General features: G+C 68.7%; 15 protein-coding genes. 9 read left to right on the top strand and 6 right to left on the bottom strand.

What is annotated here, in order from left to right; all coding sequences use genetic code 11:
* The first annotated feature begins 20 nt into the window (after window positions 1-20).
* Window positions 21-971 (top strand): hypothetical protein, encoded by a 951-nt coding sequence (locus ACXJJ3_RS09425; protein WP_458169582.1) that lies wholly within the window; start codon window positions 21-23, stop codon window positions 969-971.
* 56 nt (window positions 972-1,027) lie between these two features.
* On the opposite strand, the gene ACXJJ3_RS09420 is transcribed toward ACXJJ3_RS09425, so the two are convergent.
* From ACXJJ3_RS09420 to ACXJJ3_RS09395, 6 genes are all read right to left on the bottom strand, one after another.
* Window positions 1,028-2,014 (bottom strand): GNAT family N-acetyltransferase, encoded by a 987-nt coding sequence (locus ACXJJ3_RS09420; protein WP_458169581.1) that lies wholly within the window; start codon window positions 2,012-2,014, stop codon window positions 1,028-1,030.
* A gap of 41 nt (window positions 2,015-2,055) precedes the next feature.
* Entirely contained in the window at window positions 2,056-2,475 is a 420-nt protein-coding gene (locus tag ACXJJ3_RS09415) for a PPOX class F420-dependent oxidoreductase (protein WP_458169580.1), read from the bottom strand.
* Between the two features lie 17 nt (window positions 2,476-2,492).
* The gene (locus ACXJJ3_RS09410) at window positions 2,493-3,152 is read right to left on the bottom strand and encodes an alpha/beta fold hydrolase (RefSeq protein WP_458169579.1); all 660 of its coding nucleotides are present in this window, start codon (window positions 3,150-3,152) and stop codon (window positions 2,493-2,495) included.
* A gap of 10 nt (window positions 3,153-3,162) precedes the next feature.
* Window positions 3,163-3,930: an EamA family transporter gene (locus tag ACXJJ3_RS09405; RefSeq protein WP_458169578.1), complete on the bottom strand. Its 768-nt coding sequence runs from the start codon at window positions 3,928-3,930 to the stop codon at window positions 3,163-3,165.
* A 126-nt stretch (window positions 3,931-4,056) separates the two neighbouring features.
* Window positions 4,057-5,388 carry an ATP-binding protein gene (locus ACXJJ3_RS09400; RefSeq protein ID WP_458169577.1) on the bottom strand — a complete coding sequence of 444 codons (1,332 nt, stop codon included), beginning with the start codon at window positions 5,386-5,388 and terminating at the stop codon, window positions 4,057-4,059.
* Window positions 5,385-6,047, bottom strand: coding sequence for a response regulator transcription factor (locus ACXJJ3_RS09395; protein ID WP_458169576.1), 663 nt, complete (start codon window positions 6,045-6,047; stop codon window positions 5,385-5,387). Before ACXJJ3_RS09395 ends, ACXJJ3_RS09400 begins: the two co-directional genes overlap by 4 nt.
* A 323-nt stretch (window positions 6,048-6,370) precedes the next feature.
* On the opposite strand from ACXJJ3_RS09395, the gene leuA reads away from it, so the two are divergent.
* The 8 genes from leuA (at window position 6,371) to ACXJJ3_RS09355 (ending at window position 16,073) form a co-directional block, all read left to right on the top strand.
* Window positions 6,371-8,044 carry a 2-isopropylmalate synthase gene (leuA, locus tag ACXJJ3_RS09390; protein ID WP_458171871.1) on the top strand — a complete coding sequence of 558 codons (1,674 nt, stop codon included), beginning with the start codon at window positions 6,371-6,373 and terminating at the stop codon, window positions 8,042-8,044.
* Between the two features lie 277 nt (window positions 8,045-8,321).
* Window positions 8,322-9,422, top strand: coding sequence for an ABC transporter permease (locus ACXJJ3_RS09385; RefSeq protein WP_458169575.1), 1,101 nt, complete (start codon window positions 8,322-8,324; stop codon window positions 9,420-9,422).
* Between the two features lie 4 nt (window positions 9,423-9,426).
* Window positions 9,427-10,323 (top strand): ABC transporter permease, encoded by an 897-nt coding sequence (locus tag ACXJJ3_RS09380; protein WP_458169574.1) that lies wholly within the window; start codon window positions 9,427-9,429, stop codon window positions 10,321-10,323.
* 5 nt (window positions 10,324-10,328) lie between these two features.
* Window positions 10,329-11,405, top strand: a complete 1,077-nt coding sequence (locus tag ACXJJ3_RS09375; protein ID WP_458169573.1) for an ABC transporter ATP-binding protein — start codon at window positions 10,329-10,331, stop codon at window positions 11,403-11,405.
* Window positions 11,402-12,445, top strand: coding sequence for an ABC transporter ATP-binding protein (locus ACXJJ3_RS09370; protein WP_458169572.1), 1,044 nt, complete (start codon window positions 11,402-11,404; stop codon window positions 12,443-12,445). The genes ACXJJ3_RS09375 and ACXJJ3_RS09370 overlap by 4 nt, the downstream gene beginning before the upstream one ends.
* Complete coding sequence (locus ACXJJ3_RS09365) at window positions 12,445-12,651, top strand: hypothetical protein (RefSeq protein WP_427895520.1); 207 nt, start codon at window positions 12,445-12,447, stop codon at window positions 12,649-12,651. Before ACXJJ3_RS09370 ends, ACXJJ3_RS09365 begins: the two co-directional genes overlap by 1 nt.
* Before the next feature lie 62 nt (window positions 12,652-12,713).
* On the top strand, window positions 12,714-14,576 hold the full coding sequence (locus ACXJJ3_RS09360) for an ABC transporter substrate-binding protein (RefSeq protein WP_458169571.1): 1,863 nt from the start codon (window positions 12,714-12,716) through the stop codon (window positions 14,574-14,576).
* Between the two features lie 42 nt (window positions 14,577-14,618).
* Complete coding sequence (locus ACXJJ3_RS09355; protein WP_458169570.1) at window positions 14,619-16,073, top strand: GNAT family N-acetyltransferase; 1,455 nt, start codon at window positions 14,619-14,621, stop codon at window positions 16,071-16,073.
* Window positions 16,074-16,134: the final 61 nt, after the last annotated feature.

Below are 16,134 nucleotides of genomic sequence, written 5' to 3'. Positions count from 1 at the left end.
TCCTGAGGGGGACTCCAAGTATGAAACTGCAGCGCTTCGCGCTCGCCTTGGCCGGGGTCGGCATGCTCGCCGCCACGGCCGCCGCCGGCCCGGCCACTGCCGCCGTCCGGTCCGACCCGCCCGCGATCGCCAAGTCGGTCAAGGGCAACCTGAAGACCACGCCGAACGCCAAGCTCGCCTCCGGGGGATGCAATCAGGACGTCGGCTTCAACACCCCGAAGCCGGGGATCAACGACGTGGTGGTCACGCCGGGCAAGCCGCCGCGCGGTGACTGGTTCCCGGAGTTCTCGTTCGTCGGCACCCGTCTCAACACGACGTGGTACGGCGTGAAGACCGACGCGCACTTCTACTACCACGGCCTGTTCGTGCAGAACGGAACGCTGTACCGCAGCGTCACCTACTTCGACACCGACAACGCGCGGCCGACGTACGCGCGGATCGGCTCCGGCTGGAGCAGCTTCACCCAGCTCGTGACGTCGAACTACGCGATCACCGCGCCGAACCGCTCGTACCTGTACGGGCTGAGCACCAACGGCAACCTGTACCGGTACGCGGCGTCGGGTGCCACCTTCCGGGCGCTCGGCCACTTCCCGGGCTTCAAGGGCTTCAAGGCGATGACCGTGATCTCCGAGAACCCCACGTACGACACGCTGCTGATGACCACCAAGGCGGGCGCGCTCTGGACGGTCCGGATCCCGGCGGCGGCCTCGACCAAGCCGATCCTGAAGCTCGTCCGGAGCACGGGCTTCGCGGCGTACGAGTCGCTGGCCGCCATGGAGTGCGGTACCCGGGGCGGCACGCTGGTGACCGGTTTCGACAACGACACCGACTCGGTGTACCAGTACGCGATGAGCAAGTTCAACGGCTCGAAGACCGCGGTCACGTCGTATGGCCGGGTCCCCGGCGGCAGCATCCCGGGCACCGGCATCTTCACGCTCACCGGCCACTGGAACCAGCTGGTCGGGGAGTGATCCTGCCGTAGTGCAGAGCCGGGGGCGCCGCTCGATGCGGCGCCCCCGGTCTGTTGTCAGAGCGTCTTCTGGTAGTCCAGGAACCGCGCCACGATGTGGTAGTTCAGCGCCTCGTTGATCCCGATCATGTGATCGTTGGACTCGGCGTTCCAGGTGTCGATCTGGGTCAGCGCCGGCTCCTCGGCGCGCAGCCAGAGCAGCATCGAGGACTTGAGCAGCGCGCCCAGGCGGTGCCCGCGGTGGTCCCGGGAGACTGCCGTGTCGTGCTGCTCGCCGATCGACGGGCGCTCCCGCTCGACCGCGACGACCGTATGGCCGGCCAGGTCGCCGGTGTCCTTGCGGCGCGCGACCACCCGGTAGACGGTGCGGTCGCTCTTCGCCTGCGCCTCCTCGTACGCCCGCAGCCGCTCGGGGCTGTAGACGTCGTCCTCCATGTCGAGGTCGTCCTTCGGCGCGTCGTTGATCGACTCGGTCACCGCGACCATGCCCTCGAGCATGTCGTCCGGCAGCGGTCCGGTCAGCTGCAGCAGCTCGTACGCCGACGCCGCCGCCAGTGACTCGTCGTACAGCCGCTGCACCAGACCCCAGTCGAGACCGGCCAGGTCCTGGCGGCGGTTCACCTCGACCGCCTTCTGCTCGTACCCGTGCCGCCGGGCGAACGCCTCCGCCTTCGGCAGCGCGAGCCCGCCGAGGCACGTCATCGTCCGGCCGAGGTCGCGGGTCACCTGCTCGCCGTACTCGATCAGCTCGGAGCCGATCCCGCGGCCCCGGTGGTCCGGGTGCACCTTGACGTCGAGCCAGGTCTGATTGGTGTTCTCGTACAGCGGGACGTCGACGGTCAGCACGCCGACGGGAGTGTCGCCCTCGCGGGCCAGGTACGCCTGCGGTGGCTCGAGGTCCCAGCCGTAGCGGAGCATGTTCGCGAAGGACCGCGGCGTGTGCTGGACGACCTCCGGGCAGTCCAGCGTCCAGCCGGCCGAGTCCACGGCGACGGCTTCCGCACATCCGACCTCGTCGTCGGGGAACAGTTGGGTGATCTTCACGCCCCCAGCGTCCACCGGAACGCGTGCTGCCCGCATCTGGTTTATGCCGGCGACGGCATCCCGTACGCATGGTCGACGGGCATCGAGAACATCAGCCGTTTGTCCTGCACCATGACCGCACGGTACTCGTCCCAGTCCGGGTGCTCACCGGAGGCGGTCCGGTAGTAGTCGACCAGGTCCTCGACCACCTCGTCGTGCGGGTCCGCGGCCACGGCGCTCAGCTGCGCCTTGCCCTCGAGGACGAGGTACGAGCGTCCGCCGGAGCCGTTGACGTACAGGCTGGCGCGCGGATCCCGGCGCAGGTTCCGGGTCTTGGCCCGGTCGTCGGTCAGCGAGATCCGGACCCGGGTGCCGTCGAAGACGTAGGTGATGTTGGACAGCTGTGGGCGGCCGTCGCGCTTGATCGTCACGAGTACGCCGAGGCCGTGGGGGCCGACGCGTTCGAGGAGAGTTTCCGTCATGCCGCCACCTTAGGAGCTCAACCAATGGTGAGGGCAAGGAAGGGTTTCACGGCGGCGAGCCAGCGGTCCGGGGCGTGGCGGTGGATCCGGTGGCCGGCCTCGATCGTCGTGACTGTTGCGTTGGGCAACGAGTCGGAGAGGAGCGCGAAGCGGGTCTGGTCGAGGTGGCTCTTCGGGCCGCCGGCCAGGACGAGCGTGGGGGCGGTGACCGCGGGCAGTCCGGACCACCAGGACGGCTGCGGGCGGCGGAGGTCGGCGATCACGTCGCGGAGCAGTCGGGGATCGCAACGTCGGCGCGTCAGCCAGCCGGCGGCACGGAGGGCCACGCCTGGGAGTTCTCGTGTGGTCGGCGGGCCGTCCTGGGTGGTTTGCGGTGGGACGGGGATCTCTTCGAGGACGAGGCGGTCGACGCGGTCGGGTTCGGCGGCTGCGACGGCGCTGGCGACGTACGCGCCGAGCGAGTTGCCGATCAGCGTGAGGTGGTCCCGGTCGTCGAGATCGCGGAGTACTTGGTCGCGGAAGTCGTTCAGGTAGTAGGTGCGGCGCCGGGGTGCGGTGCCGTGGCCGAGCAGTGTGGGGCGGTGGACGCGGTACCCGAGCGCTTCGAACTCGGGGACGAAACGGTCCCAGGTCGACGGGCCGCTCGTACCGGCGTGCAGGCAGATCAGGTCTTTCATGACAGTCCTTTCAGAGGCTCACGAGGAGTACGCCGGCCGTGACGACGACCAGTCCGGCGAGGCGCGGGCGTTCGCGGAGGACGAGGGCGCCGAGGAGGCCGCCGACGACGACGTTCAACGCCCGACCGACCGCTACGGCGCTGATTGACGCGAACGACAACGCCAGCAGCACCAGGCCGTAGCTCGCCGGCATCAGTAGGGCGATCGGCAAGGCTTGCCGCCATTGCTTGAGCGCTTGGCGGTGGTTTCGGACGACCGGCGCCAGGAAGACGACCTGCGCGACGTTCGCGACGGCCAGGTAGGTCAGCAGGTCGACGTGCAGGCGGGTGACCGCGAAGCCGTCCCACAAGGTGTACGCCGCTGTGCATGCGGCGACCAGCAACCCGAGCGGTACGCCGCGCGCCGAGCGCAGCCGGTCCATCATCAGCACCCCGACCAGCGTGAGCGCCGCGCCCGCCAGCACTCGCGGGCCGGGCAACGCCACCATCGCCACCAGAACAGGCGCCGCGCCGCGGCTGACCGGGTAGATGGCCGTGAACTCGCCGACCGCATAGGCCTTCTGCAGGATCACGGCGTAGGTCGTGTGCAACGCCGTACTCACCAATCCCGCCCACGCTGCTGTCCCCAGGCCCCGGGCGAGCAGGACGGCCGACACCGGCAGCATCACCACCCCGCACACCCACACGAACGCCGGCCCGCCCCTCCCGCCCCGCTTGAGCAGCAGGTTCCACGCCGCATGACACCCGGCGGAGGCGGCCAGCAACCCGAGAGCAATCACGTAGACAGTGTCTACAGCACGACGCTAGACACTGTCTACCCAGAACCGTTGGTGGGTTCACTCCCCAGCTGCCGGGTTTGCGCCCCGGATACGGGTGGCAAACCCTGCAGCTCGGACGTCCACCCATCAACGGAGGGGAGCGGGACCTGACAGGCGGAGGTGGAAGGCGGCGCCGGGATGGCCGTCGGGGCGGTCGGTGGCGGTGAGGGTGCCGCCGTGGGCTTCGGCCAGGCCGCGGGCGATTGCCAGGCCGAGGCCGGCGCCTTTGCTGTGCGGGCCGTGGACGAGGCGGGAGAAGATCCGCTCGCGGGCTTCGGGCGGTACGCCGGGACCGTCGTCCTCGACCAGGATGCCGGAGGTGGCGACGGTGATGCGGAGGGCGTGGGCGCCGGCCTGGCGGGCGTTGTCGACGAGGTTGGTGAGGATCTGGGTGAGGCGGTCCTCGTCGGCGCTGACGGTCGCGGCGCCGCGGAGGTCGACGGTGATCTCGGGCGCGACCAGGCGGAGACGGGCGGCCTGGGCGTCGGCGAGCCGGCGGAGGTCGACGGGGGAGCGGTGGAGTTGCAGGCCGGCGTCGATCCGGCTGAGCTCGAGCAGGTCGCCGACCAACGTCCCGGCCCGGCGCGACTCGCGGACGAGCAGCAACTCCAGCTCCTCCCGCTGCGCGGCGGTCGCGTCCGGCCCGAGCTGGATCAATGTCTCGGCCGCCGTCTGCAGCCCCGCAATCGGTGTCCGCAGTTCATGCGCCGCATCCGCCACGAACTCCCGCATCCGATCCTCGGCCAGGCGGGCGGTGCCGGCCGAGGCCCGCGCGCCACGCTCCGCGGTGCGAGCGGTCTGTTCGGCGCCTTCCAGGGCGTCGAGCATCTCGTCGAAGGCGGTTGCTGTCCGACCCAGTTCCGTGTCAGCACGCTCAGGCTGGAGGCGCCCGCCTCGGCGCCCGGCCGCGATGGAACGCGCCAAGCCGGTCATCACGTCGAGCGGTGCCAGCGCGAACCGCATCCCGATCGCCAACGCCAACGCGGTAATGAGAATCGCGGCCAACCCGGACAGCAGCAGCACCGTCCGCAACCGTGCACTCGCATCCGCCAGCAATGCCGTGTCCGCCGTCAGTACCAGCGAAGCGTCCTTCGTCTGCTGACCCGCCTGCAGCGTCGCGTGCACCTGCCGCACCGTGCCGTCGGGATCCACCGGCGGCACGCCGAACGTCCGCCCGTTCCGCAGCGACAGCGACACCCGCACCCCGTTCGCCTCGACCCGGCGTACCAAGTTGCCTGGTGCAACGTTCTGCCGCGCGAGCTGCTGGGCCAGCTGCGCCCGCCCGGTCAGCAGCGAGTCCAGACTGCGCTCGGCCTGCGCGTCGAACACCGCCTTGACCGTCAGCCCGGTCACCGGCAGCACCACCAGCAGTACTGCGATCGCGGTCAACGTCACGCGAGCCCGCAGCGACAGCGTCACGACCGCAACACGTACCCGGACCCGCGCACCGTATGCAGCAGCCGCGGCCCGTGCGCCTCCAGCTTCCGCCGCAGCCCGCTCACGTACACCTCGACCAGGTTGTCCGCGTAGTCGTCGTACCCCCAGACCGCGGTCAGCAGCTGGGTCTTCCCGACCACGCGCTCCGCCCGCCCGGCCAGGAACGCGAGCAGCTTGAACTCGGTCGCGGTCAGGTCGATCTCCTTCCCGCCCCGGCGGACCGCCCGCGCCTCGACGTCGACCTCGAGATCGCCGACCTCGAGAACGGTCCGCAGCCGCCCCATCCGCCGGAGTACGGCCTCGACCCGGGCGATCAGCTCGGCGAGGACGAACGGCTTGACCACGTAGTCGTCCGCGCCGGTCCGCAGCCCGTGCAGGCGGTCGTCGACGCCGTCGCGGGCGGTCAGCAGGATCACGCCCGCGTTCGAGGTCTCGCGGGCGAGCGTCAGCAGTTCGAACCCGTCCCGCCCCGGCAGCATCACGTCCAGCAGGACGAGGTCCGGGCGGTACTGCGCGAGCTCCCGCTCGAAGCCGGTGCCGTCCGGCCGCGTGCGGACGTCGTACCCGGCCTCGGTCAGTGCGATGCCGACCGCGGTCCGGATCGGTTCCGCGTCCTCGACGACCAGTACTCGCGGCCTCATCCGGCCATCCTCGCATCGCCGGCCGGGCAGCCGGCGGATTCCCCGGGATCGCTCAGCACATCCTCAGCAAGCGGCCCGTCACTCTCCGTGTCTCGCCGTTCGAGACCCCCGGTTCGACGTTCCGGGAGAGTTGTGCATAAACTCGCAGGCATCATGCGGCACCAGCTTCTCCTCCTTCGCTGCCGCGGCGAGGCCTGACAAGGCCGGTTTCCTCGCCGCGGAGTTCTGTCGTACGCCGGTCGTCCTTGCACGACACCCGTACTTCCGAGGAGAACCCCGTGGCACCGAAGAACCAGCCCCAGCCTGTGCAGCAGCCGTCCGGTATGCCGATCCACCGCTACCGCGCGTTCCCGCCGATCGAGCTGCCGGACCGTACCTGGCCGTCGAAGGCCGTCGACCGGACGCCGCGCTGGCTGTCCACCGACCTCCGCGACGGCAACCAGGCGCTGGTCGAGCCGATGTCGCCGGCCCGCAAGCGGCGGATGTTCGACCTGCTGGTGGCGATGGGCTACAAGGAGATCGAGGTCGGTTTCCCGAGCGCCAGCCAGTACGACTTCGACTTCGTCCGGAGCCTGATCGAGGACGACGTGATCCCGGACGACGTGACGATCTCGGTGCTGACGCAGGCGCGTGAGGAGCTGATCGAGCGCACTGTCCAGTCGCTGCAGGGCTCCCCGAAGGCGACCATCCACCTGTACAACGCGACCGCCCCGCTGTTCCGCCGGGTGGTGTTCAACGTCGACAAGGCCGAGTGCCGCACGATCGCCGTCCGGGGCACCGAGACGGTGATGAAGTACGCCGACGAGATCCTGGGCGACTGCGAGTTCGGGTACCAGTACAGCCCGGAGATCTTCACCGGCACCGAGCTGGAGTTCGCGCTCGAGGTGTGCGAGGCGGTCAGCGACGTCTGGCAGCCCGCCGAGGGCCGCGAGATCATCCTGAACCTGCCGGCCACCGTCGAGATGTGCACCCCGAACGTGTACGCCGACCAGATCGAGTGGTTCGGCCGGAATCTGACCCGGCGCGAGCACAGCGCGATCAGCCTGCACCCGCACAACGACCGCGGTACGGCGGTGGCCGCGACCGAGCTGGCGCTGATGGCCGGCGCGGACCGGGTCGAGGGCTGTCTGTTCGGGCACGGCGAGCGGACCGGCAACGTCGACCTGGTGACGCTGGGGATGAACCTGTTCAGCCAGGGCATCGACCCGCAGATCGACTTCTCCGACATCGACGAGATCCGCCGGACGGTCGAGTACTGCACGCAGATGCGGGTCCCGGAGCGCCAGCCGTACGCCGGTGACCTGGTCTACACCGCGTTCTCCGGGTCCCACCAGGACGCGATCAAGAAGGGCCTGGAGGCGCTCGACAAGCAGGCCGCGGCCGAGGGCAAGCCGGTCGGCGACATCACCTGGGAGGCGCCGTACCTGCCGATCGACCCGAAGGACGTGGGCCGCTCCTACGAGGCCGTGATCCGGGTCAATTCGCAGTCCGGCAAGGGCGGCGTCGCGTACATCATGAAGTCGGAGCACCGGCTCGACCTGCCGCGCCGGCTGCAGATCGAGTTCAGCCGGGTGATCCAGCAGCACACCGACAGCGAGGGCGGCGAGGTCGGCCCGCAGGAGATGTGGGACATCTTCGCGGCCGAGTACCTGGCGCCCGGGAAGCTGTCGCTGCTGAGTGTGAACTCGACCTCCGGCGAGGGCCACGGCGACCAGCTCCGGGTTCAGGTCTATGCCAATGGGGTCCCCCACGAGTTGGTTGGTGAGGGCAACGGTCCGGTGTCGGCCTTCGTGGATGCGCTGCAGCCGCTGAAGTACGACGTCCGGGTATTGGACTACCACGAGCACGCGCTCTCGGCCGGCGGGGACGCGCTGGCCGCGGCGTACGTCGAGTGCGAGGTCGGCGACGAGGTGTTCTGGGGTGTTGGCCGGGACGCCAACATTCTCACCGCGTCGCTGAAGGCCGTCGTCTCGGCGGTCAACCGCGCCACCCGCTGACCGTACTCGCCGCCTGACTTACGGCCTGACTTACGACCTGACTTACAGCCTGAGTGCCCGCCTCCGTGTCGGAGGCGGGCACTTCCTGTACTCCCCGGTACCGTTTCGTCACGGATCGCAACGTTGTCTCACTGTTGCCTCAAGTCGTTGACTCGGGGACCAGAGCTGCGCACACTAGCGTCACTATGCGCAGATCCTTGCAAGACAGTGTTACTAAGTCTTAGCTGAGAAGGGTCTGCGCCACCGACTTTCCCTGGTAGTCGCGTGGAGGTGAGCAGTGAGTGGTGCGGTCGATACGTCCGCGGCGGAACTGATCGAAGGTCCCGCCGACGAACCGAGACCTTCGGCCGTACGGCGGTTCGTCAACGCCTGGCTGGTGCGGAGACTGTTCAAGGCGATCCTGACGGTCTTCATCGTCACGACCGGGACGTTCTTCCTGGTCCGATTGTTACCCGGTAACCCGGTCGACACCTATATCCAGACGCAGATCGCGCAGACCGGTGTCTCGTACGAGGCGGCGGCCGCGCAGGCGAAGAACCTGTTCTCGCTGGACCCGAACGAGCCGTTGATCACGCAGTACTTCCATTACATGGTCAACATGCTGCACGGCGACTTCGGCAACTCGCTGCTGTCACCGGGCACCACGGTCGCCTCGGTGATCAAGACCTACCTGCCGTGGACGCTGTTCTCGGTCGGGGTCGCGACGGTGTTCGCGTTCATCATCGGCATCGTGGCCGGGATGATCATGGCGTACCGCCGCGAGACCTGGATCGACCACCTGCTGACCTCGATCGGCTCGGTGCTGCACGCGATCCCGAACTACATCCTGGCGATCCTGATCGTGGTCTTCCTCGGCGTGAAGCTGCAGGTCTTCGACCTGACCCAGGCCCGCGGCTCGTACACGCCGGGCGTCACGCCCTCGTTCAGCTTCAGCTTCCTGAACGACATCTTCTACCACGCGATGCTGCCGATCCTGGCCTACGCGCTGACCACGGTCGGCTCCTGGGCGCTGGTGATGAAGTCGTCGACCGTGGAGACCCTCGGCGAGGACTACGTGACGGTGGCCCGGGCGCGCGGCCTGTCGGACTCCCGGATCCGCTCCGGGTACGTCGGGCGGAACGCCGTACTGCCGCTGTTCAGCCAGCTCGCGGTGTCGCTCGGGTTCGTCGTCGGCGGCTCGATCTTCGTCGAGCGGATCTTCGGCTACCAGGGCATCGGGTTCAGCCTGTACAACGCGGTCAACGGCCGCGACTACGCCGTACTGCAGGGCATCTTCCTGGTCGTGACGATCTCGGTCGTGGTCGCCAACCTGCTGGCCGACCTGCTGTACAGCCAGCTGGATCCGCGGATCCGGGTCCAGGGCAAGGGCAAGGGGTGACGAGATGACCGAGGCTTCCATTCCCGTCGCCGCGATCGGTACGCCGGGTGTCTCCCGGTTCGCCGGCATCCTGAAGTCGCTGCGCCGCAGCCCGGCCGGGTTCATCGGGTTCGTGATCGTGGCGCTGATGGTGCTGATCACCGCAATCGTGCCGTTCTTCCTCCCGGACGTGTCGCCGAACGTCAAGGAGATCATGCTCCCGGCCGGTTCGCCCGGGCACCTGCTCGGCACCGACAACGAGGGCAAGGACGTCCTGATCCAGATGATCGGCGGCGGCCGGACGGTGATCTTCGTCGGCTTCTTCGCCGCCGCGATCTCGACCGCGCTGGCGATCGTGCTCGGCTCGCTGGCGGCGTACCTCGGCGGCTGGGTCGACTCCGTCGTCGTCACGCTCGCCGACGTCTTCCTGACCGTCCCGCAGATCGTGCTGCTCGCGGTCCTCGGCGCGTTCTTCAAGCTGGACTCGCCGCTGCTGCTCGCGCTGCTCGTCGGCGGGCTGTCCTGGCCGGTACTGACCCGCGCGGTCCGGGCCCAGGTGTTCTCGCTGAAGGAACGCGAGTTCGTCGAGGCGGCCCGGCTGCTCGACCTCGGCACCGCCCGGGTGGTGTTCGTCGAGATCCTGCCGAACATGGCCAGCTTCATCCTGATGAACTTCATGATCGGCGTCACCAACGCGATCTACCAGCTGGTCGGCCTGTACCTGCTCGGTCTCGCCCCGCTGACCGGCTCCAACTGGGGCATCATGCTCAACCGCGCCTGGATTGCCGGCGCGATCTTCAACGACGCGAGCCTGGCCTGGATCCTCAGCCCGATCATCGCGATCGTCCTGCTGCTGGTCGGATTGGTGATGATGACGCGATCCCTCGAAGAGATCCTCAACCCGCGGCTCCGGGACCGGTGATCACGATGACTACTTCGAGTACCCGTGCGAAGCGCGGCGGCGAGGGCAAGCCGCTGCTGTCGGTCCGCGACTTCAAGGTCGAGTACCGCACCGGCGCCGGCGCGACCGTGCAGGCGGTCCGCGGCGTCGACCTCGACCTGTACCCGGGCGAGAGCCTGGCGCTGGTGGGGGAGAGCGGCTGCGGCAAGACGACGTTCGGCCTCGGCCTGCTGCGGCTGCTGCCGCGGCTCGGGCACGCCAGCGGCAAGGTCACGTTCAACCGCGGCGACGGCACCGAGATCGACGTCCTCGGGCTGGACGGCAAGGACCTGCGGGAGTTCCGCTGGCGGGACGCCGCGATGGTGTTCCAGGGCGCGATGAACGCGTTCAACCCGGTGCTGAAGATCCGCGCGCACATGCACGACACGATGCGCGCGCACACCAAGGCGTCCAAGCAGGAGATCGAGGACCGCGCCGCCGAGCTGCTCCGGCTGGTCCGGCTGGAGCCGTCGCGGGTGATGGACAGCTACCCGCATGAGCTGTCCGGCGGTATGCGGCAGCGCGTCCTGATCGCGATGAGCCTGCTGCTCGAACCCGAGGTGCTGATCCTCGACGAGCCGACCACCGCGCTCGACATCCTCACCCAGCGGTCGGTCGTCGACGTACTGCACGAGGTCCGGGACCGGCTCGGGTTCTCGATGATCTTCATCTCGCACGACCTGTCGCTGGCCGCCGAGCTCGCGGACCGGGTCGCCACCATGTACGCCGGACGCATCATCGAAACCGGCGGCGTGCGGGACATGTTCTACCGCCCGCGGCACCCGTACACGCTCGGCCTGATCAAGGCGGTACCGCCGATCGTCGGCGACCTGCCCGACATGGAGTCGATCCCGGGCGGCCCGCCGAGCCTGGCGGCACTGCCCGCGGGCTGTACGTTCGCGCCCCGGTGCAAGTACGCGACCGAGGAGTGCAACGAGGCGGACCCGGAGCTGATGCCGATCACCGACGAACCGGGCGACGCGCACGAGGCGGCCTGTATCCACTTCAAGGACGTGCACCTCGAGCGTGAGGTGCCGAGCGAGAACCTGGGGACGGCATCATGAGCGCAGTCGAGAAGTCCCCCGCGCCACAGAAGAGCGCCGCGGCGCCGCTGATCACGCTCGGCGGGGTCAGCCAGGTGTTCGACACCAAGGCCGGCCCGATCAAGGCGGTCGACGACATCGACCTGTCGATCAACCCCGGCGAGGTGCTCTGCCTGGTCGGCGAGTCCGGTTCGGGCAAGACCACGGCGGCCCGGATGGCGGCCGGTCTGGCCCGGCCGAGCAGCGGGCAGGTCGCGTTCGAGGGCGACGACATCTGGTCGCTGAAGCGCGGCGACTTCACCAACTTCCGGCGCAGCGTGCAGTACGTGCACCAGGACCCGTACGCGTCGCTGAACCCGACCCGGACGATCCAGCAGACCCTCACCGCGCCGCTGCTCAAGCACGGCGTCGTGAAGAACAAGAAGGAAGCCGCCGAGAAGGCGGCCGAACTCCTCACCCAGGTCGACCTGACCCCGGCCGAGAACTACCTGCCGAAGTTCCCGCACCAGCTGTCCGGCGGGCAGCGGCAGCGGGTCGCGGTCGCCCGGGCGCTGACCCTGGACCCGAAGCTGATCATCGCCGACGAGTCCACCTCGATGCTGGACGTGTCGATCCGGATCAGCGTGCTCGCGATGCTCGGCCGGCTGCGCGACGACCTCGGCGTCGGCTTCCTGTTCATCACCCACGACCTCGCGATCGCGAAGTACTTCGGCTGGCGCGGCAAGACCGCCGTCATGTACCTCGGCCGGATCGTCGAGTTCGGGCCGACGCCGAAGATCATCAACGCGCCGACGCACCCGTACACCCGGGCGCTGATCGACGCGATCCCCGAGCCGGACCCCGACCTGACCAAGACCAAGGGCCGCGAGTCGCTGCGCAGCCTGGAGATCCCGAGCCTGGCGAACCTCCCGTCCGGGTGCTCGTTCCACCCGCGCTGCCCGCAGTTCGAGGACGGGCTGTGCGACGCGAAGATCCCCGAGCTGATCGAGATCCGTTCCGGGCAGTCGGCCGCGTGCCACGTGGTCGCGCGGGACGGCGTACCCGAGCAACCGGGGAGCTGATGACTCCCCAGATCGGCCGGGCGGCGCTCGGCTGGGCAGCCTTTCTCGTGCTGGCCAGCGGAGTCCTGCTGCTCACCCTGACGCCGGGCACACCGGAGTTCGTCGTCACCCTGTTCACCTTGTGTTTGGGCCTGCTACTGGGCCTGGTGGTCGTCGTCGGTGTGGTCATCACCCGGCGGCGGGAGAAACGCGAGGGCGGTAGTTAGTCCCCACCGATGAGTAGTACCTGACCCACATGGGCGTGTGGTCAGTCCAGAAAGGACGAAGGATGAGTCCCACCGGCACTAACGATCCCGGCACCGACGAGACGGGCGCCCGCGCCCGGACGAACGCGGTCTCCCGCCGGCACGTGCTCCAGTTGTTCGGCATCGCCGGTGTCGGCGTGGCCGGCATCGGGTCGCTGGAGGCCTGCTCGCCGAGCAAGCCGAACGCCAGCGGCGGCGGCAACGGCGGCGGCAGCAAGGAGTTCCACGGCGCGTACCCGTACCAGCTGCCGCCCAAGGGGCACTTCAACCTGGCCGCCGGCGTCACCGACGGCATCCAGGCCAGCACCAGCCCGTACTTCGACCTCGTCTACCCGAGCGCCGGCCTGTACTACTGGGCCGACAAGAAGTGGGAATGGATGATGGCCGAGTCCGGCACGCTGGACGAGGCGACCAAGACCTACACGCTGAAGCTGCGCTCCGGGCTGACCTGGAGCGACGGCAAGCCGGTCACCTCCAAGGACGTCGTGTCGACGTTCAACCTGCGCTGGCTGCTGCGCCAGCAGGACTGGACGTTCCTGTCCGACGTCAGCGCCAAGGACGACACCACGGTGCTGTTCACGATCGGTACGCCGTCCACCGTGCTCGAGCGCTACATCCTCCGCGCGGGCATCCTGCCGGACTCGGTGTACGGCGAGTGGGCGACCAAGGCCGAGACCATGCGGAAGGCCAAGACCAGCCTGGACAGCGCCGAGGGCAAGCAGCTGAACGGCGACTTCCAGAAGTTCCGTCCGGAGAACCCGGTCGTGTCCGGCCCGTTCAACTTCGACGTGAAGAGCATGACCAACTCGCAGATGACGTTGGTCAAGAACCCCAAGGGCCTGTTCGCCGACAAGATCGGCTTCGACAAGGTCGTGCTGTACAACGGCGAGACCTCCGACGTCACCCCCGTCGTCCTCAACAAGGATGTCGACTACGCCACCCACGGCTTCGCGGTGGCCACGGAGAAGACCCTGCTCGGCAGCGGTTTCCGGATCCTCCGGCCGCCGGTGTACTCCGGCCCGGCGCTGGTCTTCAACTACACCACGCATCCCGAGCTCGCAGACCCGCGCGTCCGGCAGGCGATCGCGTATGTCCTGGACCGGTCCGAGAACGGTACGGTCGCCCTCGGCGACTCCGGCAAGCCGTGCAAGTTCATGGCCGGCTTCTCCGACATCGCCGTACCGGACTGGATCTCCGACGCCGACCAGAAGAAGCTGCAGGCCTACGAGAAGGACGAGGCCAAGGCCACGTCGCTGCTGCAGGCCGCGGGCTGGAAGAAGTCCGGCGGCAAGTGGATGCTGCCGAACGGCAAGCCTGCCGCCTACGACATCAAGTTCCCGACCGAGTTCGCCGACTGGAACCCGGCCGCCACCAACGCGGCCGACCAGCTGAACAAGTTCGGCTTCAACATCACCAAGCGGGGCATCACCTTCACCCAGCTGAACCCCGACGTACTGGCCGGCAAGTTCGACTTCGCGATCCAGAGCTGGGGCGCGTCGAACCACCCGCACCCGTACTTCTCGTTCGTCCAGGACCTCTACACGTTCAACTACGTGATCGCGGCGAACTCCGGCGGCAAGGGCATGAACTTCCCGCTCAAGCAGACCACCTCGGCCGGTCCGATCGACCTCCAGGCCGTCGTGGACAAGTCCGCGCAGGGCCTGAACCTCGACGAGCAGAAGAAGAACGTCACCGCCGCCGCGGTCGCGTTCAACGAGCTGCTGCCGATCATCCCGCTCTGGGAGCGCTACGGGAACAACCCGGCGCTCGAGGGCAAGCGGGTGGCGAAGTTCCCGGCCGACGACGACCCGATCCTGAAGAACGCGCCGTACGCGGACAACTTCGTGATCATGTACATGTACCAGGGCAAGATCACGGCGGTCTAAAGAACTGGCGTTCTGACCTGATTGTTTGATTGGGTCGGCCGGGTGATCGTGATACGCGAGATCGACCCGGCCGACCTGGCCCTGTTCGACGAGTGGTACGACGCCTTCCACGCCGGCGCCGTCGCCGGCCGCGAGGCACCCTTGGTCGGTGCCCGCGAGGCCTTCGGCTTCTCGTTGCGCAATCCGAGCCCGCTGAAGCGGCGGATCGCGGTCGGCGCCTTCGAGGACGACCGGGTGCTCGGCGCACTGCTGTTCGAGTACCGCCTGACCGACAACCTGGACGCCGTCGAGGTCGAGATCGACGTACCGCCCGAGCACCGCCGACGGCGGATCGGGTCGGCGCTCTGGCACTGGGCGGTGACCCGGTCTGCTCAGCTCGGCCGGACCATCGTGCAGACCGAGATCGCCGTACCCGCCGACCCGGCACCGGGCGCCGAGTTCGCGGAGCGGCTCGGGTTCACGGTCGAACACGTCGAGGACCACCTCGTCGTGCCCTTGCCCTACGACGAGCTGCGGCTCGAAGAGCTGCGCTCCGAGGCCGGGCGGCTGGACGGCTACCGGCTCACCTCGTGGGCAGGGGTGTGCCCGCCCGAGCATCAGCAGGCGTACGCCGATCTGCACACCGCGATGGATCTGGACGTGCCGACCGGCGGCATGACCCGCGAAGTCGTGCCGTGGACGGTCGAGAAGCTGCAAGCCAGCGAGGCCCGCGTCGACCGGACCCACCTCGCGCTCGTGACAATGGCCCACACCCTCGACGGTCAGCCGGCCGGATACACGCTGATCTACCTGTCACGTGGCGATCTGGAGAACGCGCAGCAGGACGACACGCTCGTGCTGCGGGAGCATCGCGGGCACAACCTCGGCACGCACCTGAAGCTCGCGAACCTCTCGCAGCTGGCGAAGCACCGGACGACGCAGCGGTACCTGCACACGTGGACCGCGCTCACGAACGCCCCGATGCGGAAGGTCAACGCCCGCTTCGGCTTCCGCGCCGTCGAGCAGCACCGCGAACTGGAACTCGAACTCCCGCGCCTCCGCCCGGCCGCCCGCGGCGTGATCGTGGACGAGGACGACCGGGTGCTGCTGGTCCGCTTCGAATTCGCCGACGGTCCCGTCTGGGCGACCCCGGGCGGCGGTCTGGAGCCCGGCGAGACCGTCCTGGAAGGCCTCCGCCGCGAGCTCGTCGAGGAGGTCGGCCTCGCGGACTTCGCCGATCCGCCGCACCTGTGGCACGAGGAACACGTTGCCGAGGGCCACGCCACCGGGTACGACGGCGTCCTCAACGACTACTTCCTGATCCGCACCCCGCACTTCGAGCCGTCCGGCGCGCTGAGCCCGTTGGAACTCCAAGCCGAAAACGTCCACGGCTTCCGCTGGTGGACTCCGGGGGAGCTGGCTGCCGACGACGTCCGCTTCGCCCCGCGTGGTCTGCCTACCCTGCTGGCCAAGGTCTTCCGGTCCGGCCCGCCCACCACGCCGGCTCATCTGCGGTAGCCGCCGGTTGCGTGTGAGAGAGCTGTGCGAACCCTGCAAGAAAGGTGCTTTCCCGGCTCTG

The sequence above is a fragment of the Kribbella sp. WER1 genome (genome assembly GCF_054189145.1).
Note: the sequence above shows the minus strand (reverse complement) of the source record. Positions and strands in the feature narration are given on the sequence as shown.